The organism is Luteibacter sp. (assembly GCF_035539195.1).
Classification (GTDB): domain Bacteria; phylum Pseudomonadota; class Gammaproteobacteria; order Xanthomonadales; family Rhodanobacteraceae; genus Luteibacter.
This window is the reverse complement of record NZ_DATLIW010000025.1, coordinates 154,076-176,231: the sequence shown is the minus strand read 5'-3', so window position 1 is coordinate 176,231 and position 22,156 is coordinate 154,076. Positions and strand designations below refer to the sequence as shown.

20 protein-coding genes are annotated in these 22,156 nt (G+C 67.2%); 12 read left to right on the top strand and 8 right to left on the bottom strand.

Annotation, left to right across the window (positions count from 1 at the left end; translation table 11 throughout):
* Positions 1-7 precede the first annotated feature (7 nt).
* From VM621_RS07585 to VM621_RS07550, 8 genes are all read right to left on the bottom strand, one after another.
* Entirely contained in the window at positions 8-1,090 is a 1,083-nt protein-coding gene (locus VM621_RS07585; RefSeq protein WP_325468357.1) for a cyclopropane-fatty-acyl-phospholipid synthase family protein, read from the bottom strand.
* Positions 1,087-1,875 carry a DUF1295 domain-containing protein gene (locus tag VM621_RS07580; RefSeq protein WP_414674505.1) on the bottom strand — a complete coding sequence of 263 codons (789 nt, stop codon included), beginning with the start codon at positions 1,873-1,875 and terminating at the stop codon, positions 1,087-1,089. The genes VM621_RS07585 and VM621_RS07580 overlap by 4 nt, the downstream gene beginning before the upstream one ends.
* Positions 1,872-2,408, bottom strand: coding sequence for a DUF2878 domain-containing protein (locus VM621_RS07575; protein ID WP_325468356.1), 537 nt, complete (start codon positions 2,406-2,408; stop codon positions 1,872-1,874). The genes VM621_RS07580 and VM621_RS07575 overlap by 4 nt, the downstream gene beginning before the upstream one ends.
* A complete protein-coding gene (locus VM621_RS07570) occupies positions 2,405-3,658 on the bottom strand; it encodes a cyclopropane-fatty-acyl-phospholipid synthase family protein (RefSeq protein WP_325468355.1) in 1,254 nt (417 codons plus the stop codon). Before VM621_RS07570 ends, VM621_RS07575 begins: the two co-directional genes overlap by 4 nt.
* Entirely contained in the window at positions 3,655-4,419 is a 765-nt protein-coding gene (locus tag VM621_RS07565; protein ID WP_325468354.1) for a DUF1365 domain-containing protein, read from the bottom strand. Before VM621_RS07565 ends, VM621_RS07570 begins: the two co-directional genes overlap by 4 nt.
* Complete coding sequence (locus VM621_RS07560; RefSeq protein WP_325468353.1) at positions 4,416-5,681, bottom strand: NAD(P)/FAD-dependent oxidoreductase; 1,266 nt, start codon at positions 5,679-5,681, stop codon at positions 4,416-4,418. Before VM621_RS07560 ends, VM621_RS07565 begins: the two co-directional genes overlap by 4 nt.
* A gap of 2 nt (positions 5,682-5,683) precedes the next feature.
* Positions 5,684-6,643 carry an acyl-CoA desaturase gene (locus VM621_RS07555; protein WP_325468352.1) on the bottom strand — a complete coding sequence of 320 codons (960 nt, stop codon included), beginning with the start codon at positions 6,641-6,643 and terminating at the stop codon, positions 5,684-5,686.
* Positions 6,644-6,708: 65 nt separating this feature from the next.
* Positions 6,709-7,470, bottom strand: a complete 762-nt coding sequence (locus VM621_RS07550) for a hypothetical protein (protein WP_325468351.1) — start codon at positions 7,468-7,470, stop codon at positions 6,709-6,711.
* Positions 7,471-7,625: 155 nt separating this feature from the next.
* Between VM621_RS07550 and VM621_RS07545 the strand changes: the two genes are divergently transcribed.
* The 12 genes from VM621_RS07545 to pdeM all read left to right on the top strand — a co-directional run bounded on the left by VM621_RS07545 (position 7,626) and on the right by pdeM (position 22,068).
* Entirely contained in the window at positions 7,626-8,183 is a 558-nt protein-coding gene (locus tag VM621_RS07545) for a sigma-70 family RNA polymerase sigma factor (protein ID WP_325468350.1), read from the top strand.
* Positions 8,180-8,914, top strand: a complete 735-nt coding sequence (locus VM621_RS07540; protein WP_325468349.1) for an anti-sigma factor — start codon at positions 8,180-8,182, stop codon at positions 8,912-8,914. Before VM621_RS07545 ends, VM621_RS07540 begins: the two co-directional genes overlap by 4 nt.
* A gap of 110 nt (positions 8,915-9,024) precedes the next feature.
* The gene (locus VM621_RS07535; RefSeq protein WP_325468348.1) at positions 9,025-10,509 is read left to right on the top strand and encodes a GGDEF domain-containing protein; all 1,485 of its coding nucleotides are present in this window, start codon (positions 9,025-9,027) and stop codon (positions 10,507-10,509) included.
* 56 nt (positions 10,510-10,565) lie between these two features.
* Positions 10,566-12,362, top strand: coding sequence for a VWA domain-containing protein (locus VM621_RS07530; protein WP_325468347.1), 1,797 nt, complete (start codon positions 10,566-10,568; stop codon positions 12,360-12,362).
* A 221-nt stretch (positions 12,363-12,583) separates the two neighbouring features.
* Complete coding sequence (locus VM621_RS07525) at positions 12,584-13,138, top strand: RNA polymerase sigma factor (RefSeq protein ID WP_325468369.1); 555 nt, start codon at positions 12,584-12,586, stop codon at positions 13,136-13,138.
* Between the two features lies 1 nt (position 13,139).
* Positions 13,140-13,937: a hypothetical protein gene (locus VM621_RS07520; protein WP_325468346.1), complete on the top strand. Its 798-nt coding sequence runs from the start codon at positions 13,140-13,142 to the stop codon at positions 13,935-13,937.
* Positions 13,934-14,530, top strand: coding sequence for a YigZ family protein (locus tag VM621_RS07515; protein ID WP_325468345.1), 597 nt, complete (start codon positions 13,934-13,936; stop codon positions 14,528-14,530). The genes VM621_RS07520 and VM621_RS07515 overlap by 4 nt, the downstream gene beginning before the upstream one ends.
* A 55-nt stretch (positions 14,531-14,585) precedes the next feature.
* Entirely contained in the window at positions 14,586-16,349 is a 1,764-nt protein-coding gene (locus VM621_RS07510; protein ID WP_325468344.1) for an ABC transporter transmembrane domain-containing protein, read from the top strand.
* Positions 16,350-16,399: 50 nt separating this feature from the next.
* Positions 16,400-17,422: a ligase-associated DNA damage response exonuclease gene (locus VM621_RS07505; protein WP_325468343.1), complete on the top strand. Its 1,023-nt coding sequence runs from the start codon at positions 16,400-16,402 to the stop codon at positions 17,420-17,422.
* The gene (locus VM621_RS07500) at positions 17,422-19,017 is read left to right on the top strand and encodes an ATP-dependent DNA ligase (RefSeq protein WP_325468342.1); all 1,596 of its coding nucleotides are present in this window, start codon (positions 17,422-17,424) and stop codon (positions 19,015-19,017) included. The genes VM621_RS07505 and VM621_RS07500 overlap by 1 nt, the downstream gene beginning before the upstream one ends.
* Positions 18,974-21,415 (top strand): ligase-associated DNA damage response DEXH box helicase, encoded by a 2,442-nt coding sequence (locus VM621_RS07495; RefSeq protein WP_414674504.1) that lies wholly within the window; start codon positions 18,974-18,976, stop codon positions 21,413-21,415. Before VM621_RS07500 ends, VM621_RS07495 begins: the two co-directional genes overlap by 44 nt.
* The gene (gene pdeM / locus VM621_RS07490; protein WP_325468340.1) at positions 21,412-22,068 is read left to right on the top strand and encodes a ligase-associated DNA damage response endonuclease PdeM; all 657 of its coding nucleotides are present in this window, start codon (positions 21,412-21,414) and stop codon (positions 22,066-22,068) included. The genes VM621_RS07495 and pdeM overlap by 4 nt, the downstream gene beginning before the upstream one ends.
* The last annotated feature ends 88 nt before the right edge of the window (positions 22,069-22,156 follow it).

Genomic DNA, 22,156 nt, shown 5'->3' with positions numbered 1-22,156 from the left:
GACCGCCTTAGCCGGGTTTGGCGAACCGATAATGCGCCACCAGCCACTCCTGCCCGCCCGCATAGCCGAACAATTCGGCACAGGCCATCCAGAACATGCGCCAGCGCTGGAACCATAGTCCCGCCGCGTCGCCGTAGGCCCCCTGGAGGACCTTCATGATTTCTTCACGGGCCATGTCCTGATTCGCGAGCCAGTGATTGGCGGTGCGCTGGTAGTGGGTGCCGTCGACATGCCACCGGCGTTCGATGGCCAGGTCCTGCTGGAACCACAGCAGGGTGTCCGAGGCGGGCATCAGGCCGCCGGTGAAGAAGTGCTTGCCCATCCAGTCGTCCTCGCCTTCGGTTTCGAAGGGATACATCAGGGTCCGATGGGCGAAAATGTGCACGAACAGCTTGCCGCCCGGACGCAGCCAGTGCGAGATACGCGAGAGCAACGTCTCGTAATTGCGCATGTGCTCGAACATCTCCACCGACACGCAACGGTCGAATTGGGTCGGGCCCAGTTCCAGCGTGTTGGCGTCCGCGGTGATCACGTTCACGTTATGGATGCCGCGCGCGGCACAGTTCGCTTCGATATGCCGGCGCTGGCCCGCCGAGTTGGACACCGCCGTGATGCGCGACCGCGGATAGCGCTGGGCCATCCACAAGGTGAGCGATCCCCAGCCACAGCCCAGTTCGAGGATCGACTGGTCGTCGGCCAGTTCGGCGCGTTGCGCGTAGAGCGCGAGCATCGCCTCTTCGGCCTCGGCTAGCGATTCGTTACCGGTCGGGTAGTAGCAACCCGAATACTTCAGGCGGGGCCCGAGGCACAGCTCGAAGAAACGTGGCGGAAGCTCGTAGTGCTGGCCGTTGGCGGCGTCGGTGTGGATCGCAACCTCGCTGTGTTTCAGTCCGTCGATGCGCTTCTGAAAGCGCTCGGCCACGGCGTCGAGACCACCCGCGCCCTCTTCGGCGAGGCGCTTCGCGCACAGCCGGCGAATGCCCGCGCGCAGCAGGGCGTCGGGAAGCAGTCCACGCTCGGCCAGGCCGAGCAAGCCGGAGCCGGCACGATCTTCACGGGCGTACAAGGCATTGCTGACGGCGGTGTTCATGCGTTATCGCTCTCATGTTTCGGAAACCACGGAAAGAACATCGGCGTGTCGCGCTGGTAGCGACGATAGGCGTCGCCACGCGAGCGCAAGGCCTGGGTCTCGGTGTACGGCACGCCACTGACGAAGCGCAGGAACAGGAACATCACCACGGGACCGCTCCATGCCAGCCACCACAGCGGGGAGCCGATGGCCAACACCACGTAGACGAACCAGTGCAGCCACTCGAAGAAGTAGTTGGGATGGCGCGAGTAGCGCCAGAGCCCGTCGCGGCAGGTCTTGCCCTTGTTCGCCGGATCGGCGCGAAACGCGGCAAGCTGGCGATCCGCCAGGGCTTCGCCGCCGACACTGGCCAGCCAGATAGCGATCGCCACGGTCATGGCGGCCATCGAGGACACCGGATTAGCGGCCACCGCGATGAATGGCACGGCGAACAGACCGACGAGGAAGGCCTGGAATTGGAAGAAACCGAAGAACTTGCCCTGGCTGCCATGCCAGTGTTCGCGCAGCGCACGGTAGCGGCCATCCTCTTCTTCAGCGGACACACGTCGCCAGAGATGCCAGGCAAGACGACAGGCCCAGAGACCGCCGAGCACGGCCGTGACAACACGCGTGACCGGCGCACCCGAACCGACCAGAGCAGCCAGCACGGCCGCCGCTCCCACCGCCACCGACCACAGCACGTCGACGATGCCCGCATTGCGGTGGCGGCGCTGCCATGCCCATCCCGCCGTCATCAGCCAGGCCGAGGCCAGCCAGATCACCAGCAAGGTATTCACCGTGCTCATGCGGGCGCCCTCACCAGGAGCCATCGATGGCTCAGCGCCGCCAGCAAGGGCATCGCCATGGCCCAACCGGCGGCGAGCACGGCAAGGGCGCGCCACGCCGGAGCCTCGAAGGTCAGCGCGGCCCAGCCGCTCGCGGCGCCCGCATAGGCCAGCGGCCCACCGATGCCGCCGATGAGGACGGCGAGCACCGGTCGTGTCCCCAGAGCCCGCAACGGGCCGCCCAGGGTCAGCGAGAAACACGCCCACAGGCCGAGGATCCACAGCGGCGCACCCGCCGTCGGCAGCGCCGGCATGGCCGCGGCGTAGTCGGCCAGATGCCATCCCCGGACGAGGCCGTCGATCGTCACGCCGCACAGCACGGCGATCGTCACGATCCGCAAGGCCGCGCGGGGTCGCGCCGACACGCCGAGCTGCCAGCCGACGAACGCCAGCGCTGCGATCACACCCGGCCAAGGCTCGCCACGCCCGGCAAAGATCACCGCGACGAACCAGACCAACTGATAGCCGATGACGCTGCTCCAGGAAGCGATCATCCCGCCCTGCTCCCATGCATCGGCTTCTCCATCAACACGTGCGAGACGCCGATCGAGCGCTCGAGAAAGCCTCCTTCGCAATAAGCGAGGTAGAACTCCCAAGAGCGGATGAAGCGCTCGTCGAAGCCCTGCCCACGCACCTGGCCAAGACTGTCGAGGAAACGTTTCCGCCAGGCCGCGAGGGTCCGCGCATACGACAGGCCGAAGTCCTGCAGCCGCACCAGCGCAAGGTCGGTGACGCGCGTCTTCGCCGCCAGCATGGCGTGGATCGACGGAATGAAGCTGCCCGGGAAGACGTGGCGCTTGATGAAGTCGACCGACGCCAGCGCCTGTGCGTAACGATGATCCTCGATGGTGATCGCCTGGATGAGCGCCCGGCCACCCGGTCGCACCAGGCTGCCGAGCTTGGCGAAGTAGGTGTCGAGATAAGGGGCGCCGATGGCCTCGATCATCTCGATCGACACCAGCTTGTCGTAGGTACCGGTGAGGTCGCGGTAATCCTCCAGGAGCAGGGTCACGCGATCGTCGAGGCCGGCCTCCCTCACACGCTCGGCGGCCAGCGCGTGCTGCTCGCGGGAGATCGTGGTGGTCGTTACATGACAACCGTATCGGCGTGCGGCGTGCACAGCAAACCCGCCCCACCCCGTGCCGATCTCGATCACCCGGTCGCCGGGCTTGAGGTCCAGCCATTGGCAGACGCGATCGAGCTTGCGCGTGGAAGCCGTCTCCAGCGTGTCGTCGTCGGCTTCCCAAAGCGCGGACGAATACATCAGGTCCGCCGAAAGAAACAGACCGAAGAAATCGTTACCCAGGTCGTAATGCGCGGCGATGTTGCGGCGGCTGCCGTCGCGCGTGTTTCGGCGCAGGGCGTGCCAACCCTTCATCGCCAGGCCGCCCAGGCGTGCCAGACCCGATTCCATGCTGTCGAGGCGGTCGCGGTTGCGCACCAGCAGGCGAATAAGACCCACCAGGTCGTCGCAATGCCACAAGCCATCCATGAAGGCCTCGCCCGCGCCGACGCTGCCATGGGCGGCAACGGCGCGATAGAACGCGAGGTCGTTCACCTGGATGTGCGCGACGAGGTCCGGTTGCGACGCCGTCGACTCGCCGAGTTCGACCCGCCCGAGCGGGTCGTCGATGACCAGCCGGCCATGGCGCATGCCGCGCATCCTCGACAGCAGCATGTGGCGGAGGAGACGAAGCGTTCGAGGCGCCGGCGCGGCACGTTCGCGAGTGACGATGGCATTCATGGGGTTCTCACCGGATGGTCGTGAACGGGATTGCGCTTCAGCCAGAGGCGTAGCGCTTCGAAGTGGATCGCGCCGACGACCTTCGCCGTCATCAGCGGATAGCGCCACAGAACGCGCGCCAGCGAGGCGCCGCCGAGCTCCCGCCGTTGAAGCGACAGATGCGCGTCGAACTCGCGCACACCGTCACGCAGCACGTCCATATGCACGCGAATTCGCTCGTCGGGGCGGGTGAAGCGCCAGCGATACTCGCGCTCCATCGGCATGAACGGCGACACATGAAAGGCCTTGGGAAAGGTCGCGTCGACGACATGGCCTTCAGCGCCTTCGTCCACCGCGAGCACATAGCTGTGCCTTTCGCGCCACGGGGTATTGGTGATCTCGGCGACGACGCAATCGAGCGTGACGCCATCCACCCGGAAGCAGTAATAGAAAGTCACCGGATTGAATACGACGCCCGCGTAGCGAAGGTGGGTGAGCACACGCACGGGGCCGGCCGGGCGATATCCCAGCGACACCCTCGCCCGCTCCCGCACGGCCTCGGCCAGCGGCACGTCCGGCGCACCGAGATAGTCCGAGCGCCGGAACTCGGCTACGTTCCGACCGCTTGCCGACCACAACCAGCGATCGGCGAACACGCGATCCACTTCGTCCAGATCCAGATAGATCTGGGCCATGCGATAGGTGAAAGCATGCTCGTGCGGGGCATGCCGGCGATGCGTCACGATGCCCTCGTACACGGCGCTGGCGAAGCGGTCGCTCATGCGGTCGCCCTGCCCCGTGTGGCCATCGCGCGCTCGAAGTCCCGCGCCAGCTCGACGGCGCTGCGCATGCCGTCCTCGTGGAAACCCCAGCCCCAGTACGCGCCGGCGAACCATGTGCGGCGAAGCCCCTGGATCTCGCATTTGCGCGCCTGCGCGGCGACGGAAGCATGCGTATACACGGGGTGCCGGTAATGCATGCGCCGCAGGATCCGCCGCGGATCGATGGCCTCGCTGCGGTTGAGCGTGACGACGAAGGGATCGGGCGAGGAAAATCCCTGCAGCAGGTTCATGCAGTAACTGACCGTGCAGGCATCGCCGGCATCGGCGGGAATGAAGGCGTTCCATGCCGCCCAGGCCTTGCGTGAGCGTGGCAGCAAGGACGCATCCGTATGCAGCACGGTGTCGTTGGACTGATAGGTCATCGCCCCGAGGATCGAGCGCTCCACCCCATCGGCATCGGCCAGCAGCGCCAGCGCCTGGTCGCTGTGGCAGGCAAGTACTACCTCGTCGAAGGCGTACGTGCCGGCATGCGTCACGACATCCACGCTGTCCTCATAGCGGCGCACGCCGACGACGGTCGTGTGCAGGCGTTCTTCCACCGACCAGCGCGCGCGCAGCGCATCCACGTAGCGCCGCGACCCACCCGTGACCACGCGCCATTCCGGCCGTCCCGACAGGCTCAGCATCTGGTGATTGGCCATGAACCGCACGAGGTAACGTGCGGGGAACCGCAGAATGGTGGCCGAAGGCGACGACCACAGCGCGGAGGCCATCGGCACGAGGTGCTCCTCACGGAAGGCTTCGCCGTAGCCGCCGCGCTCCAGATACTCGCCGAGGGAGGGACCTTCGCCGGCCTCGTCGAGCAAGGCCGGTGCGTCGCGATAGAAGCGCATCAGGTCACGGAGCATGCCGTAGAAACGTGGCGATACCAGGTTACGGCGCTGGCAGAACAACGTATCCAGGTTGGCCGCGTTGTACTCGAGGCCGCTGGCCTGGTTACGCACCGAGAAACTCATGGTCGTCGGCTGGGTCGCCACGCCGAGTTCGTCGAACAGGCCCGACAACAGGGGGTAATGCGCGCGGTTGTGCACGATGAAGCCGGTGTCGACGGTGTATTCGCGACCGTCCAGGCGGATGTCGTGCGTGTGCGTGTGGCCGCCAGGATATCCGTTGGCTTCGAACAGCGTCACGGCGTGCGTGCGGGACAGCAGCCATGCCGAGGCCAACCCCGCGATACCCGAACCGACGACGGCGACGCGCATGCTCAGCGCCTCGCCTTGGCCGCGACCCAGGCCGGGATCGGCTTGAGGTCGTGCACCAGGCCCAGCCACGACATCGCGCGCAGGCCGTAATACGTCAGGTCGATTTCCCACCAGCGGAAGCCCTGCCGAACGGTGCCAGGAAAGAAGTGATGGTTGTTGTGCCAGCCTTCGCCGAACGTGAGCAGTGCCAGCCACACGTTGTTGCGACTGTCGTCGGCCGTGTCGAAACGACGGCGGCCGAAACGATGGGCCAGCGAATTGATCGTCACCGTGGCATGGAACAACACCGTGGTGGAGATGAAGAAGCCCCAGACCAGCATCTGCCAGCCGGTGGTGCCGAGACCTGGCGCGACGTGTTGCAGGAGCTTGCCCAGGCCGAACAGGGCGATGGCGAGAAGCACGGGGATGGCCGTGTCGTAGCGGTCCAGCCAACGCAGCTCCGGATATTTCGCCAGGTCCGGCACGCGCTCGATCTCGGTGCGGAAGCCGTTCGGGGTGAGGAACCAGCCCACATGGCTCCAGAGGAAGCCATGCACGCCCGGCGAGTGCGGGTCCAGCGCCGTGTCGGTATGACGATGGTGGTGGCGATGATGGGCGGCCCACCACAAGGGCCCCCGTTGCACGCAGCTCGCGCCGATCAGGGCAAAGACGAACTGTACCGGACGCGAGGTGCGGAACGTCCGATGCGAGAAGTAGCGGTGGTAGAACGCGGTCAGGGCGAACATGCGCACCGCATAGAGCGCCACCGCAACCCACACCGCGACCGGGGAGACGCCGGTCCGGAAAGCGCCGAAGCACGCCAGGTGCATGACCACGAAAGGCGAGGCGCGGAGCCAGTCGATGCGGTCGCCCTTCGACGGATCGACCGGAGCCGCGTTCGAGGTATCGAACCAACGGCGTATCGTGCCGACACGGCGTGCCACCGGAGGCGCTTCGTAAGTGGCGGTGGGGCGGACGTTCATGTGGACTCCCTTGGCGTTCCCTTACCTATACGGGGCGCCACGGGTCACGGATGCACGAACCTGGCCTAGATGGTGCAGCGACCGTCCAGCTTCGTCGACAGCGCCTCGTCGACGGCGGCATCGGCGACCTTGCCCTCTCGCTTGTCCGGCATGAACTCGATACGCACGGCGCGCAACTTGCCGTTCTCGCCGCGAATCGAGCCCATGCCCTCGAAACGGCGCAGCGTACGGTCGTTGACGCTGTAGCTGAGTACGACCGTGGGTGCCGCGAAGGCGTACCAGGCATCCAGTTTCATCGTCATGCGCCGCAGGCCACCGGCCGTTTCGCCGTCCACCAGGCGTACGTTGTAGAAGGCGAAGCGCCCCGGCAGCAGGAATGGAATACCGTCGCCGCGCTTGCCGATGGCGTCCCAATGCGTACGCACATAGACGTCGAACCCGGCATCGATCACCCCGTCCTTCTTCGCGGGGAGCGGTTTGGCCACTTCGGCGGCGGCACCGCGCTTGGCGTAGACACTGCGGGTGCCTTCCCTGGAGCGCACCCCTTCGGCGTCGCCATTGCGCGCATCGACGAAGCTGAAGTCCGGCCCGATCGCCGTGCCACCGCCCTCCAGCACCTTCCGCGCAAATGCCTTCCCGTCGGGGCATTGGTACTGCACCACCTGGCGACCGGTGCCCACGGTGTGGACTTCGCGATAGAGCAACTGGCCGTTATCGGGCGCATAGGCATCGCCGACGAAGCGTTCGGCGGCGGCGGCAGGGGCGGCGGCGGCCAGGCAGGCGACAGCGGCGAGCGGGACGATCGGGGCGGAAGAAAGAAGCCTCACGGAATGCTCGTCCTCGAAAGGGATACGTGACAGTGGATACGAGTCGGCGTGAAGGGCGGATGCGGATCGCGACGCCCCGACCACGGTCATGTTATAGATCGCTCCGCATAGATCGACCGATCGCCGCCAGCCCGTACAAGGACAAGGACCCACGCATGCCAGCCACCAGCCCCGCCGAACGCGACGAGCTGAATCGACTGTTGCTACGCACCGCGGACGCAGACCAGCGTGCCTTCGAGGAGCTCTACCGGCGCACCTCGTCGCGCCTTTTCGGCGTCTGCGTGCGGCTGATGGGCGACCGTGACGAGGCCGAGGAAGTGCTCCAGGAAGCCTTTGTCACGGTGTGGAAGCGGGCTCGCAGTTTCGACGCGAAGCTCTCCAGTGCCCTTACCTGGCTGGTTACCGTCGCCCGCAACAAGGCGATCGACCGCCTGCGCCAGCGGCCCGATCTGCGTCCGGTGGAAGTGGACTGGGAAACCCTGGTCGATGAAGGCCCCGGTCCCGCGCATGGCGCCGAAAGCGACGAGGACTATCGCAACCTGCAGGCCTGCCTGGCCGAACTGGAAATCCAGCAGCGTCGCTCGATCCGTGAAGCCTTTTTCGGCGGCGCTACGTATAACGAGTTGGCGGAACGCGCAAAGGTGCCCCTCGGCACCATGAAAAGCTGGATTCGTCGCGGTCTCCTGCAACTCAGGGCGTGCCTCAATCCATGAACAGCACCTTCGAATCCGATAAAGACAACCTGCGCTACGCGGAGTACGTGCTCGGCCTGCTGGATGCCGACGCGCGCGCCGCGGTGGCCCACGAAGTCGAGACCAGCCCGGAAGCAGCCGCCGCGGTCGCGCTGTGGCAGCGTCATTTCACCCCCCTGGCGATGGAAGTCACCGATGTCGCGCCACCGGCGCATGTCTGGGCCGGCATCCGGCGTCGCCTCGCCTTCGATGCCGCGCCGCCGTCGCCGGCGGCGGCGCGCACGGGCAGCAGTATCTGGGACAGCCTCGGGCTGTGGCGCTGGATCGGCGTCGGCGCGACGGCCGTAGCCGCCTGCCTGCTCGTCATCACCGTGACCCGACCACTGGCACCGCCGACCGCGGCGCACGCATCCGTGCTGATGGTCTCGACCATCGCCGGTGACAACGGCGTCGCCGGGTGGACGGCCACCATGGATATCGACCGCTCCGAGCTGCTCGTCGTGCCGGCGAGCCCGGCCAACGTCGCGACCGACCGCAACACGCAGCTGTGGCTGATTCCCGCCGGGGGCGCTCCGATCTCGGTCGGCGTCTTCCCACCGGGCGATCCGAAACGGTTCCACCTGGACAAGGACCTCCTGGATCGCCTCGGCCCGACGGCCGCCCTCGCCGTCTCGCTGGAGCCGGTCGGTGGCTCCCCGACCGGGCAGCCCACTGGCCCGGTCATCGCCAAGGGTGCCATCCGCGCTGCCTGAAATCTTCACATTTGCCGTGGGGTAGTACGTAGAATTCAGCGGGATGCCGCTCAACTTCCCGCCCCCGCGGCCGATAAGATGAGTGCGTTGCAGGTCGGGGGAGGCACGCCATGAAAGCACTCATCGCCGCAGCGGCCATCGTTGGGGCTCACGCAGCCGCGCTGGCGGTCCTGCCCGATAGCGGCATGGCGATCTCGTACACGTTCTTCTTCTCGGTGGCCGCGCTCGCCATGTTCAGCGCGTACCGGGCCTGGACGCGTTCGGGCACGCCACGTGACCACCGCTGGTGGCTGCTCCTGGCCAGCCTCGGCCTGTGGACCGTCGGCATGTCGCTGTCGGCGCGACAGAACTACGTGCTCGACAATTCCAACCCCGCCCCCGGCGACAGCATGTTCTTCTACATCCTGTACGTGCTGCCGGTACTCGTCGCGGTGTCGTCCGCTCCTGTCGCCGCACGCAAGAAATGGGCGATGGCGATCGATCTGGTCCTGGCCGGCCTGCTTGGCGTGCTCTTCTACATCCGCACGTTCTCCATCGTGACGCTGCAAGGCGCGATCGGTCCGCAGCAGGCGGTCGACGTCGCCTACATGCTCGATTTCGAGAACGTGTGCCTGGCCGTCGCCGCGCTGCTGCGCTTCGTCGCCACGGACCGCGCCGACGATCACGCGTTTTTCCGGGCGGTGATGGCTTTCTTCGTCGTTTACGCGGTCTCCGGCTTCTCGTACAACCACTACGTCGCGCTCAACGGTCACCCCGACTTCGGTACGTCGGTGTTCGACGTCCTGCTCGACCTGCCCTTCCTGGCGCTTTTCGTCGTCACCATGACGCGACAACCGCAGCGTCACTGGCACCCGCCGGTGTACCTGATCCGCTTCGTGCAGAGTGCGAGTCCCACCTTCCTCGCCATGAGCGTGCTGGGCTTCGGCCTGATGGTGATCCCGGTCTATCCGTCGCTCGGTATCGGCGGCGCGATCGCCGCGGTGATCGGGATCGGCCTTCGCGGCACCCTGGCCCAGGTGGACCTGGTCGAGGAGGAATACCGCCTGTCGCTCAGCCGCGACGAGCTGCAAGGCCTGGTCTTCACCGACAGTCTCACCGGGCTGGCCAATCGCCGTGCCCTCGACGAGCGTCTCCTGCGGGAATGGCACCGTCCCGCGCAGCGCGAGCCGATCGCCTTGCTGATGATCGACGTGGACTTCTTCAAGGAATACAACGACCGCTACGGCCACCTCGCCGGGGACGACTGCCTGCGCGCGCTCGCCTCCGTGCTCTCGGGTCGCAGCCTGCGGGCGGGCGACTTCATCGCCCGTTTCGGTGGCGAGGAGTTCGCCGTGGTCGCGCCCGGTACGCGACTGTCCGACGCCGTGGCGTTGGCCGAAGACTTGCGCGCCCAGGTGGAAGCGCAAGGTATCGTGCATCCGCTCAGCCCGTTCGGCGTGCTGACGATCACCATCGGCGTAGCCACCTTGCTGGCCAATGCCAACGGTGGCCCGCTGGACCTGCTCAACGCCGCCGACCGTGCGCTCTACCGGGCGAAGAACGCCGGCCGCAACCGCATCGGCGCGCAGGGCGACGCCCGACTGGAGCGCGCTTAACCCCTTTTCGCAGGTGCCGACGTTTCATCTGTATGTCCCCCACGAGGCCGTGCACGATGAATACGTTCCGCATCACCCTGCCCCTGCTGTTCGCCGGCCTCGTCGCCGCGGCGGGAAGCGTCGCTACCGACACTTCCCCCCGCCAGCGCGTGGCGCCCATCCCGCCTGTATTCAACGACGCTCCCTGCGAGCAAGCCGTGCATGGCTATGGGCCCGGGCGGCCCATGCCCATTCCCATGATGGCGCGGCGAGCCGCATCGGTACCGGCGCCAGCTGCCGTGCCGCAGCCTGCCGAGCCGGCCGCATCTCCGGTCATGGCGGAAGCGGATGCGGCGAATGGGGTCGTTGCCTCGCGTCTGCGGAAAGTGGCGGGCGGCATGTCGATGTACGGCTTCGCCCCATCCCAGCCGATCGATCGAGACAACTACAAACACAGGGAAGCCAACGCGGTACACCTGGCCGCCAGCGATCCGGTGTCGACGTTCGGTATCGACGTCGACACGGGTTCGTACACCAACGTGCGCCACATGCTCGACGAAGGACGTCTGCCACCCGCCGATGCCGTCCGCACGGAGGAGTTCATCAACTACTTCGACTACGGCTATGCGCCGCCGACGGACCGCTCGCGCCCCTTCAGCGTGACCACCGAACTGGCGCCCGCGCCGTGGAACAGCCACCGCCAGTTGCTGATGGTCGGCATCCAGGGATACAAGGTGCCGGCCAGCGAGATTCCCGCGGCCAACCTGGTCTTCCTCGTCGACGTCTCCGGATCGATGGATGAGCCGGACAAGCTGCCGTTGCTGAAGGCCTCGCTGAAGCAGATCGTGCCCAGGCTTCGCGCGCAGGATCGTGTTTCGCTGGTGACCTACGCCGGCGCCACCTGCGTCGCGCTTCCCTCCACGCCCGGCGACCGGCACGCCACGATCACCGCGGCGATCGACGCCCTGGCCGCCGGCGGTTCCACCAACGGGGCCGCCGGCATCGACCTCGCGTATGCGCAGGCGGCGAAGGGCTACATCGAGGGCGGCGTCAATCGCGTCATCCTCGCCACGGATGGTGACTTCAACGTCGGCACGACCGGCGTGCAGTCGCTCAAGGACCGCATCGCCGAGAAGCGAAAGAGCGGCGTAGCGCTCACCACGCTGGGCTTCGGCGAAGGCAATTACAACGACGAAATGGCCGTGGAACTGGCTGACGTCGGCAATGGCAGCCATCACTACATCGACAGCCTGGACGAGGGCCGCCGCGTTCTGGTCGACGAGATGTCGGCCACGCTGATGACGATCGCCAGGGACGTGAAGATCCAGGTCGAATTCAATCCCGGTGTCGTCGCCGAGTACCGCCTGATCGGTTACGAGAAGCGCGTGCTGGCTCGCGAGGACTTCAATAACGACGCCGTCGATGCGGGGGAGATCGGTGCCGGCGCGAACGTCACCGCTCTCTATGAAATCACCCTCAAGGGTGCGCCGGGCGCGCAGGTCGATCCACTGCGCTACGGCGGCGAACCCGCGGTCGTGGCGAAGGGCAACGAACTGGCCTTCCTCCGGCTTCGCTACAAGGCCGCGGAAGGTGGCGCGAGCAAACTGATCGAACAACCGCTGTCGGCACAGGTAGCGGTCGCGCCCAGCGAACGGCTGCGCTTCGCCGCCTCGGTGGCCGCGTTCGCCGAGAACCTGCGTGGCGGCAAATATGTCGAAGGCTTCGGTTACGACAAGGTAGCTGCGCTGGCGCGCGGCTCGTTGGGTAAGGACGAGGGTGGCTATCGAGCGGCAATGGCAAGGTTGGCAGCGTTGGCCGGTGGCATGCAGACCGAGCAACCGGTGGCCGGAACGTTCGTTCGCCGAGGCAAGTAACCACCGCCGCTGAATCGGCCCCACAGGAAGCCGGCGGCCCTCATGACGAGGTCCGTCTTGTGTGGCAGCCGGTGGCCCTCGCGACGAGGTCCGCCCTGTGTGGCAGCCGGTGGCCTCGCGACGAGGTCAGCCTTGTGTGGGAGCCGATTCATCGGCGATTGAACGGAACCACGACCCTGCCCATCGCCGAATACCACCCGGATGACGTACCCTCCCCGGCCATGGATGCTCCCCTGGCCGACGATGGCGGACTGATGCTCGCCTGGGCGAGCGGGGATGCGGCCGCCTTCACCGAGCTGTACGCCCGGCACAAGGGTCCGCTCTACCGGTTCCTCCTGCGAACGGTGAAGGATCGCGCGGTCGCCGACGAGTTGTTCCAAGAAACCTGGAGTCGTGTGATCGCCGCCCGCGAGCGCTATCGTGCCGAAGCGAAGTTCAGCACGTGGCTGCTGCAGATCGCCCATAACCTGGCCATCGACAGCTTCCGCAAGCAACGCCCACAAGCCGGCTCCGAGGAAGCCGAAGCCGTGTTCGCCGCGCAGGCCGCTCCCGAGCGAGAGCAGCCCGAACACGCGTTATCGGATTTCGAGCAGCGCCGACGTATGCAGCGTGCCATCGAGAGTCTGCCCGACGAACAGCGCACCGCCTTCGTGTTGCGCATGGAGAACGAACTTTCCCTGGAGGACATCGCCGCTGTCACCGGCGTAGGACGCGAAACCGCGAAATCGCGGCTTCGTTACGCCATGGCCCGGATCCGCGAACTCGTAACCGAATGACATGACCCAGATCACGCCCCCGCCCAGCGACGACGACTTGCCCGACGAGCGCGAATTCGCCGCGCTCTATGCGCGCCTGCCGAAGGCCGAGCCCGACGCATCACTCGATGCAACGGTGCTCGCCGCCGCGCGGGCGATGCCGGTGAGTCGTCGCCCGCGCTGGCCTGTCGCCTTCGCGTCCGCGGCCGTGCTGGTCCTCGCTGTCGGCGTCGCCTGGCAGGTGCGTGAGGGGCAGCCGGGTCCGTCCCAGCAGGACGTCAACGGCATCGCCGCTGAAGCGGCTCCCACAACAGCCAAATCCGCTCCCTCAAAAGGTGCGGCGATGCCGGGTGTGGGAGCCGCTCCCTCAAGGGGTGCGGCGATGCCTGATGTGGGAGCCGCTTCAGCGGCGATGCCTTCGTCTCGCGCCCCCGTCCGCCGCCTGACCCCGACGGCGTCCCCCAAGCTAACGGCACCAGCCGCCGCACCGGCCCCTGTCCAGGCACCCATCCCTGCCCCGGCACCGCCGGTGGGCCCACCCGATGCGGCGGAAGCCGACGCATCCGCGGCGCTTTCTCCGGCGCCGCCGTTCGAGCGTGCCCGACCTGGGCCTTCCGGCATGCTGCGGCAGAAGGTCGCCGCTCCCGTGTCCGCCGACGCCGCGGTTCCAGCCAGCCTCGCCCCCGACGACCGCGTCGGCGAGATCCGCCGCCTGCTCGGTCGCGGCGAGCGTGCCCAGGCGATACGTGAGCTTGAGGATCTTCGTCGGCGTTATCCGCGCTACGACCTGCCCCAAGACCTGCGTGACCTGACTCCTTGAGCGTGGCGCTGGAAACGCTCGCCGCGCCGTGGCGGCACGAGGAAGACATTCGCAAGAGCCGCTTCCTCGCCCAAGCGGCACCGGTAGGCACGACGACGGAAGCGCTTGCCTTCGTCGCTGCCGCCGGCGATGCGACAGCCACGCACAACTGCTGGGCCTACCGGATCGGCGACGCCTACCGTTTCAACGACGACGGCGAGCCCGGTGGTACCGCTGGCCGCCCTATGCTGCAGGCGATCGACGGCCAGGGCTGTGACCGCGTGGTCGTCGTGGTCACGCGCTGGTACGGCGGCATCAAGCTGGGTGCGGGCGGTCTGGCCCGGGCCTATGGCGGCACGGCGGCGGAATGCCTGCGCCTTGCGCCGCGCGTAGCGATCGTCCCCATGGGGCGGTTGCTTATCCACTGCGACTTCGCCGAACTCGCACTGCTCACCGCGCGGATCCGCGAGATGGACGGCGCGATCGAACGGGAAACCTTCGTTGCCGATGGCGCCGAACTGACCGTACTCGCCCCCTTGGCCCGCCTCGATACCATCGCCGCCCGCGTGGTCGATCTCAGCCGGGGGCGCATCCGGCCGCGCCGGGTCGATTGAATACTGCACCGGGCGGCCCCATCCGTTGGCGAATGACCACAGCAATGAGCGGCGCATGACCACCGAACGCAGGGAGAAGTCACGGAACATCGGTGCACTGCGCAACCTCTGGCCCTTCCTCAAGCCGCATAAGGCCCTGGCCATCGGCTGGCTGGTCTTCCTCGGCATTTCGTCCGGCGCCTCGCTGTTGCTGCCTGTGGCGTTGCGCCACATCATCGACAAGGGTTTTCTCGCCTCGAACCTGGCGACGATCAACGGGACCTTCCTTGCCCTGTTCGGCCTCGCCGTGGTGCTCGCCCTCGCCACCGCCGCGCGCTACTTCTTCATCGCCCTGCTCGGCGAACGTTCGCTCGCCGCGCTGCGGAGCTCGCTGTATCGGCACGTGATCAACCTCGACGTAGGCTTTTACGAAAGCACCCGTGTGGGCGAGCTCACCTCGCGCCTGGGCACCGACACCGAACTGGTCCAGACCCTGGTCGGCTCCGGGATCTCGGTGGCGCTGCGCAGCACCGTCATGCTGATCGGCTCGGCGGCGGCGATGGCCTGGACCAGCCCGCGCCTCGCCGGGCTCACTGCCCTGGTCATTCCTGCGGTGATGCTGCCGATCCTCATCTTCGGCCGCCGCGTGCAGAAGCTGTCGCGCAGCAGCCAGGATCGTCTCGCCGATGCCGCCGCCGTCGCCAACGAAACGCTCAATGCCGCGCAGACCGTGAAAGCCTATGCACGCGAGCCGATCGAGAGCCGCCGCTATGCGAATGCCATCGCCCTCGCACTGGCCACGGCGCGCCGGCGCATCGGCATGCGCTCCATGCTGACCGCCGCGGTGATCGTCCTGATTTTCGGCGCGATCACCCTGGTGCTCTGGGCCGGTGCCCGCGACGTCATCGCCGGCGAACTCGCGCCTGGCATCCTCACCCAGTTCGTGGTCTATGCCATTTTCGCCGCCGGCTCCGTTGCCGGCCTGTCGGAAGTGTGGGGCGACGTGTTGCAGGCTGCGGGTGCGATGGAGCGTATCGGCGAGCTGTTCGCGGAGAAAGCGACCATCGCCACACCGGACGCTCCCGATCCGTTGCCGCAGCCGGTGACCGGCGCACTGCGCTTCGACCATGTGGAATTCCGCTATCCCTCGCGACCGGACGTGGCCGCGCTGTCCGACTTCGACCTCGAGATCGCGCCCGGCGAAACCGTCGCCCTGGTCGGACCCTCCGGCGCCGGCAAGAGCACCGTATTCAGCCTGCTGCTGCGTTTCCACGATCCCGTCGGCGGTTCGATCCGCTTCGACGGTGTCGAACTGCGCGCGCTGGCGCTACCCGAGTTGCGCGGCGCGATCGCCCTGGTGCCGCAGGAAACCGTGATCTTCGGCGGCAGCGCCGCGGACAACATCCGTTTCGGTCGCGAGGACGCCAGCGACGCCGAGGTACGCGATGCCGCGCGCCTGGCCGAAGCCGACGGCTTCATCCAGGCCTTGCCGGAAGGCTACGAGGCCACGCTGGGCGAACGGGGCGTGCGCCTTTCCGGCGGCCAGAAGCAGCGCATCGCGATAGCCCGGGCGATCCTGCGCGATGCCCCGTTGCTCCTACTCGACGAGGCAACCTCGGCTCTCGACGCGCAGTCGGAAGCGGCCATCCAGCATGCCCTGGAGCGGCTCGAGAAAGGCCGGACCACCCTGGTGATCGCCCATCGCCTGGCCACCGTACAACGCGCCGACAGGATCGTCGTGATGGACGGCGGCAGGATCGTCGCCCAGGGCACGCACGAGGCCTTGCTGCGTGAAGGCGGCCTCTACGCCGAACTGGCGAGGTTGCAGTTCGTCGCCTGAGCGGCGATTCGTTTTCGCCGCGTTGACGAGTCGCCGCCTAACGTGCGGCGATGGACAGCGACCTGCTTCTCCCTCGCCCCGAAGGCCTGTACTGCCCGGCGGGTGACTTCTTCATCGACCCCATGCTCCCGGTGCCTCGTGCCGTGGTCACCCACGCCCACGGCGACCATGCACGTTCGGGAAGTGCGCTGTACCACGTCGCCCGTGCCGGCCTGGGGTTGATGCGGGAACGGCTTGGTGCCACAGCGACAATTCGCGATTACGCCTACGGGGAGTCCTTCACGCTCGGCGACACGCGTCTGTCGCTCCATCCATCGGGTCATGTGCTTGGCTCGGCGCAGGTACGGATCGAAGGGCGCGGCCTGGTTGCCGTCGTCTCCGGCGACTACAAGCGCGATCCCGACCCTACCTGCGTTCCCTTCGAGCCCGTGCCCTGCGATGTGTTCGTCACCGAATCCACGTTCGGCCTACCGATCTACCGCTGGCCGTCGATGCATGCGGTGGTCGACGACATGCTCGCCTGGCTGGACGAATGCGCCGAGCGCGCCGTGCCGGCCGTGCTGTTCTGCTACGCGCTCGGCAAGGCACAGCGCATCCTCGCCGAGCTCGCCAGGCGAACGGAGCGCACCGTGCATCTGCATGGCGCGATGCTGCGACTGGTCGAGGCCTATCGCGAGGCGGGCGTGCGCATGCTGCCCACCCAGGCGGTAAGCGAGTCGGCGCGCGGCAAGGATTTCGCCGGCGAACTGATCATGGCGCCACCCTCGGCGGCGGGGTCGCCGTGGATGCGTCGCTTCGCCAAGGCCTCCACGGGATTCGCCTCGGGTTGGATGCAGGTGCGTGGCGCGCGACGCCGCCGCGGATACGACCGGGGCTTCGTCGTCTCCGATCATGCCGACTGGCCCGGCCTGCTGCAGAGCGTGCGCGACTGCGGCGCGAAGCGTATCTACGTCACCCATGGCGACGGTGAAGCCCTCATCCGTCACCTGCGCGAGACCGGCCACGACGCACGACCGCTGCGCTCGCTCGGCGGCATCGTCGCCGATGCACGCGATCGCGAGGAAGGCGACTGATGCGCCGTTTCGCCGCGCTGTTCGAGGCGCTCGACCGCACTGCCTCGACGACGGCCAAGCGCGATGCGATGGCCGCTTATTTTCGGGATGCGCCGCCCGAAGACGCGGCGTGGGCGGTCTATGTGCTCGGCGGCAGCAAGCTGAAACGTACCGCTTCATCGACCGAACTTCGGCTCGCGCTGGCGGCGGAGACCGGTTACGCCGACTGGTTGATCGACGATTGCTATGCGCACGTCGGCGATCTCGCCGAAACCGTCGCGCTGATGCTTCCCACGGCGGACGAAACCATCGACGACACCCCGCTGCACGTGTGGATGGAAGCGCGGCTACCCTCATTGGGCAAGCGGGAGGCCGCCGAGCGGATGGATGTCCTGCGCGAGTGGTGGCGCACATTACCCCGCGACCAGCTCTTCCTCGTCAACAAGTTGTTGACCGGTTCGCTGCGCGTTGGCGTATCGCACCGACTGGTCGTGCAGGCCATCGCGCATGGGTCGTCGTTGCCGACCGATCTCATCGCCCATCGCCTGAGCGGTACGTGGAAGCCCGGCGCAGCCGCCTTCGAGGCGCTTACGGGCCCCGAGCGTGCCGACGAGCATGCGGGCGAGCGCCCCTATCCGTTCTTCCTTGCCTCGCCGCTGGAGCACGACATTGCCAGCCTCGGCGAGGCAAGGGAATGGCTGGCCGAATGGAAATGGGACGGAATCCGCGCGCAGCTGATGCGGCGCGAGGGCGGCGTGCTGATCTGGTCGCGTGGCGAGGAACGGCTCGATGGTCGTTTCCCCGAAATCGAGCAGGCCGCCCTCGCACTTGCCGACGGCTGCGTTCTCGACGGCGAGATTCTCGCGTGGGCACCGGATAGCGATCGGCCCTTGCCCTTCGCCGCCTTGCAGAAACGCATCGGCAAGCTCAAGCCGGGCCCGACATTGCTCGCCAGTACACCCGTGCGGCTGATGGTCTACGACCTGCTGGAACGCGATGGCATCGACCTGCGTGAGCAGCCGTTGCATGTCAGGCGCGCTTCGCTCGAAGCGATCGTCGACGGGCATGGCCCGACGCTGATGTTGTCCCCGGCCGTCGCGGCGAACCATTGGGATGCATTGACGGCGATTCGTAGCGAGTCGCGTGAGCGCCAGACCGAAGGCCTGATGCTGAAGCGCCTGGACTCGCCCTATCGTGTCGGCCGCAAACGCGGCGACTGGTGGAAGTGGAAGGTGGAGCCGTACACGGTGGATGCCGTGCTTCTCTACGCCCAGCCGGGACACGGGCGCCGCTCCGGACTCTTTACCGATTACACCTTCGGCGTATGGGATGGCGAGACGCTGGTCCCCGTCGCCAAGGCCTATTCCGGCCTGGACGACGAGGAGATCGGCCGCCTCGACCGCTGGATCCGCGCGCATACCATCGACCGTTTCGGCCCCGTCCGCTCGGTGGAGCCGACCCACGTCTTCGAACTCGCCTTCGAGGCGATCCAGGCCTCGGGCCGACACAAGGCCGGCGTGGCCGTGCGTTTCCCGCGCATCCTCCGCTGGCGTACCGACCTCGCGATCCGCGATGCCGACAAGCTCGACGACCTCCGCCGCCTGGCGACGGGCTGAGGCCCGCCTCATGGCGTGGTTCGCCGCCCAGGAACGGCGGCCCGCGGCGTTTCAGCGGGCGGCATGGCGCGCCTGGGCAGAGGGAAGGAATGGCCTGATCCATGCCCCTACCGGGACCGGCAAGACGCTCGCTGCCGCAGGCGGACCATTGATCGACGCCGCGCTGCGCCCGCAGATGGGTCTGCAGTTGATCTGGATAACGCCGCTGCGCTCGCTCGCTACCGACACCGCGCAACACCTCACGGCGGCCGTCGAAGCGATGGGCCTGCCCTGGCGCGTCCTGCGTCGCACGGGTGACAGCGGTAGTGCCGAGCGCGCCAAGCTACGCCGTGGGGCATGCGAGCTTCTGGTGACCACACCGGAAAGCCTGGCGCTGCTGCTCAGCTACCCGGATGCCCGCGAACGCTTCGCCCACCTACGCGGCATCGTCGTCGACGAATGGCATGAGCTCATCGGCAACAAACGCGGCACCCTGCTCCAGCTCGGACTGGCACGGCTGCATCGCTGGCTACCGGGGCTGCGTACCTGGGGCCTGTCGGCCACCCTGGGCAACCTCGACGAAGCCTTGCACGCACTGGCCGGCGATGGCGTACTCATCGGCGGCAGTTCGCGCAAGAAAACGCATATCGATACGGCGCTGCCCGAAGGGGGCGAGCGTTTCCCCTGGGCCGGTCATCTCGGCCTGTCGCAACTGCCACGCGTACTCGATGCGGTGCTGGCGGCGAAAACCAGCCTCGTCTTCGCCAATACGCGTTCCCAGGCCGAGCTATGGCACGAGGCGCTGGCGTCGGTGTGGCCCAGGCCGCCCGAGACCCTCGCCTTGCATCACGGCTCCATCGATCCGAAGCTGCGCTTGGCCACCGAGGAAGGTCTGCGCCTGGGCACGCTGCGCTGTGTCGTCGCTACCTCGAGCCTCGACCTGGGCGTCGACTTCTCCAGCGTGGAGCAGGTGCTCCAGGTCGGCAGTCCGAAGAGCATCGCGCGCCTGTTGCAACGCGCAGGGCGAAGCGGACACCAGCCAGGGATGCCGTCGCGGATCCTCTGCGTGCCCACCCACCTGCTCGAACTGGCCGAGATCGCCGCGGCACGACGTGCACTGGCGGAAGACCATCTCGAACCGCGGCGCCCGATGCGCGGCTGTCTGGACGTCCTCGCCCAGCACTTGCTGACGATGGCCCTGGGTGGTGGCTTCACCGCGGACGACGCCTATGAGGAGATCACCTCGTCGCTGGCGTATGCGCAGCTACCGCGCGAGCGGTTCGACGCCGTGCTCGCCTATCTGCGCACCGGTGGCACGGCGCTGGCGAGTTATCCCGAATACCAGAAGCTCGTCGAGACCGACGGTCGTTTCCATGTCGACAGCGGAAGGATCGCCCGCATGCACCGCTTGTCGATCGGCACGATCACCTCCGACGGCAGCCTGCAGGTGCGTTACATGAAGGGTGCACGGCTTGGCACGGTCGAAGAAAGCTTCCTGTCCCGTCTTCGTCCGGGCGATCGCTTCCTTTTCGCAGGTCGGAATCTCGAGCTCGTGCGCATACGCGACATGACCGCCTATGTGCGCGCCGCGCCGAACCGTCGCGGCGGCGTGCCGCGCTGGATGGGCGGTAAGCTTCCCTTGTCCGGGGAGCTCTCCGACGAACTGCGCCGCACATTGGCCGAGGGCGCGCCGCACAGCGCGGAAATGCGCACACTCGGTCCCCTGCTCGCGATTCAGCGCGGGCGATCCGCGGTTCCCGCCGTCGACGAAACGCTTTGCGAACGCACCCGGACGCGCGAGGGTGACTACCTGTTCGTGTTTCCCTTTGCCGGCCGTCTCGCCCATGAAGGCCTCGCCGCCGTGCTGGCCTACCGCCTCGCCCGCATCCATCCCGGCGATTATGGTTACGCCGTGAACGACTATGGCCTGACGATCACCGCCGCGCACATGCCGTCGCTGGACGCCGGGTCGATGCGGCAACTGCTGCACCCCGCCCATCTGCGCACGGATATCCTGGCGAGCGTCAACCTGACCGAACTGGCGCGGCGTCAGTTTCGTGAAATCGCGCGCGTCGCCGGCCTGGTGTTCAACGGTTATCCCGCGGCCGGTAAGACATTACGGCAACTGCAGGTATCGAGCGGGCTGCTGTTCGACGTACTGCGACGTCACGACCCGACTCACCCCTTGCTCTGGCAAGCCGAGCGCGAGGTGCTCGACCAGCAACTCGATTACACGCGGTTACGCGCCTGCCTGCTTCGTGTCGCCCGCTCGCGGCTGCTCTGGCGCGAGCCGAAACGCCTGAGCCCGCTGGCCTTCCCGCTGTGGGTCGAGCGCCTCCGCGGCGGTATCGCCACCGACGACTGGAAGAGTCGTGTCGAACGCATGCGGGCCACCCTGGAAGCGGATGCCGACGCATGATGACGCGCGATATCGTCGTTGCCGGTGAACGCCTCACGCTGCATGCGCAACGTGCGGCTTACTGGGTGGCTCGGCGCACGTTGCTCGTGTCCGATGTGCATTTCGGCAAGGGTGCGGTGTTCCGTCGCGCGGGGATCGCCGTTCCCAGCGGCGATACCGACGACGACCTGGCGCGGCTCGATGCCTTGATCGCGGAGTTTTCCCCGGAGCGCCTTGTCGTGCTCGGCGATCTCGTACATGGCGCCGCGACCGAGCGTAGCGCCTGGGTGGAACGCGTGCGCGCGTGGCGTCGGTCCCATGCAGGTGTGGATGTATCGCTGATCGCCGGCAATCACGACCGGCACTTCGACGTACGCTCGCTCGGTATCGAGGTCGTCCCGGACCGTGTCGACGTCGCACCCTTCGTGTTGTCGCATCACCCGCATCCGCAGGCCGCCGGCTACACGCTGGCCGGCCACGTGCACCCAGGTGTCGTCGTCCGGGACGGTTGGCGCAAGCACCGTCTACCCGCCTTCGTGTTCGACCGCGATGTCGGCATGTTGCCAGCCTTCGGTACGCTGACCGGACTCTATGAAGTGGCCGCTGCGCCCGGTCGCGAGATCATCGCGGTCACCCCGGCAGGTCTCGTCATGGTGGGAGAGCATCGCCGCTGAAGCGGCTCCCACATTAGACGTATCGACGAGGCCCCGGCCCAGTCTGGGAGCCACCCGCGCTGAAGTACTGGCCTGTTCCTGGCTCTCT

Coding starts and splice junctions, on each gene's coding strand:
- VM621_RS07520 (WP_325468346.1), top strand. CDS start 13,140: ATGACCCAGATCACGCCCCCGCCCAGCGACGACGACTTGCCCGACGAG.
- VM621_RS07555 (WP_325468352.1), bottom strand. CDS start 6,643: ATGAACGTCCGCCCCACCGCCACTTACGAAGCGCCTCCGGTGGCACGC.
- VM621_RS07575 (WP_325468356.1), bottom strand. CDS start 2,408: ATGATCGCTTCCTGGAGCAGCGTCATCGGCTATCAGTTGGTCTGGTTC.
- VM621_RS07495 (WP_414674504.1), top strand. CDS start 18,974: ATGCCGACAAGCTCGACGACCTCCGCCGCCTGGCGACGGGCTGAGGCC.
- pdeM (WP_325468340.1), top strand. CDS start 21,412: ATGATGACGCGCGATATCGTCGTTGCCGGTGAACGCCTCACGCTGCAT.
- VM621_RS07580 (WP_414674505.1), bottom strand. CDS start 1,875: ATGAGCACGGTGAATACCTTGCTGGTGATCTGGCTGGCCTCGGCCTGG.
- VM621_RS07500 (WP_325468342.1), top strand. CDS start 17,422: ATGCGCCGTTTCGCCGCGCTGTTCGAGGCGCTCGACCGCACTGCCTCG.
- VM621_RS07505 (WP_325468343.1), top strand. CDS start 16,400: ATGGACAGCGACCTGCTTCTCCCTCGCCCCGAAGGCCTGTACTGCCCG.
- VM621_RS07540 (WP_325468349.1), top strand. CDS start 8,180: ATGAACAGCACCTTCGAATCCGATAAAGACAACCTGCGCTACGCGGAG.
- VM621_RS07525 (WP_325468369.1), top strand. CDS start 12,584: ATGGATGCTCCCCTGGCCGACGATGGCGGACTGATGCTCGCCTGGGCG.
- VM621_RS07560 (WP_325468353.1), bottom strand. CDS start 5,681: ATGCGCGTCGCCGTCGTCGGTTCGGGTATCGCGGGGTTGGCCTCGGCA.
- VM621_RS07545 (WP_325468350.1), top strand. CDS start 7,626: ATGCCAGCCACCAGCCCCGCCGAACGCGACGAGCTGAATCGACTGTTG.
- VM621_RS07510 (WP_325468344.1), top strand. CDS start 14,586: ATGACCACCGAACGCAGGGAGAAGTCACGGAACATCGGTGCACTGCGC.
- VM621_RS07570 (WP_325468355.1), bottom strand. CDS start 3,658: ATGAATGCCATCGTCACTCGCGAACGTGCCGCGCCGGCGCCTCGAACG.
- VM621_RS07535 (WP_325468348.1), top strand. CDS start 9,025: ATGAAAGCACTCATCGCCGCAGCGGCCATCGTTGGGGCTCACGCAGCC.
- VM621_RS07585 (WP_325468357.1), bottom strand. CDS start 1,090: ATGAACACCGCCGTCAGCAATGCCTTGTACGCCCGTGAAGATCGTGCC.
- VM621_RS07530 (WP_325468347.1), top strand. CDS start 10,566: ATGAATACGTTCCGCATCACCCTGCCCCTGCTGTTCGCCGGCCTCGTC.
- VM621_RS07565 (WP_325468354.1), bottom strand. CDS start 4,419: ATGAGCGACCGCTTCGCCAGCGCCGTGTACGAGGGCATCGTGACGCAT.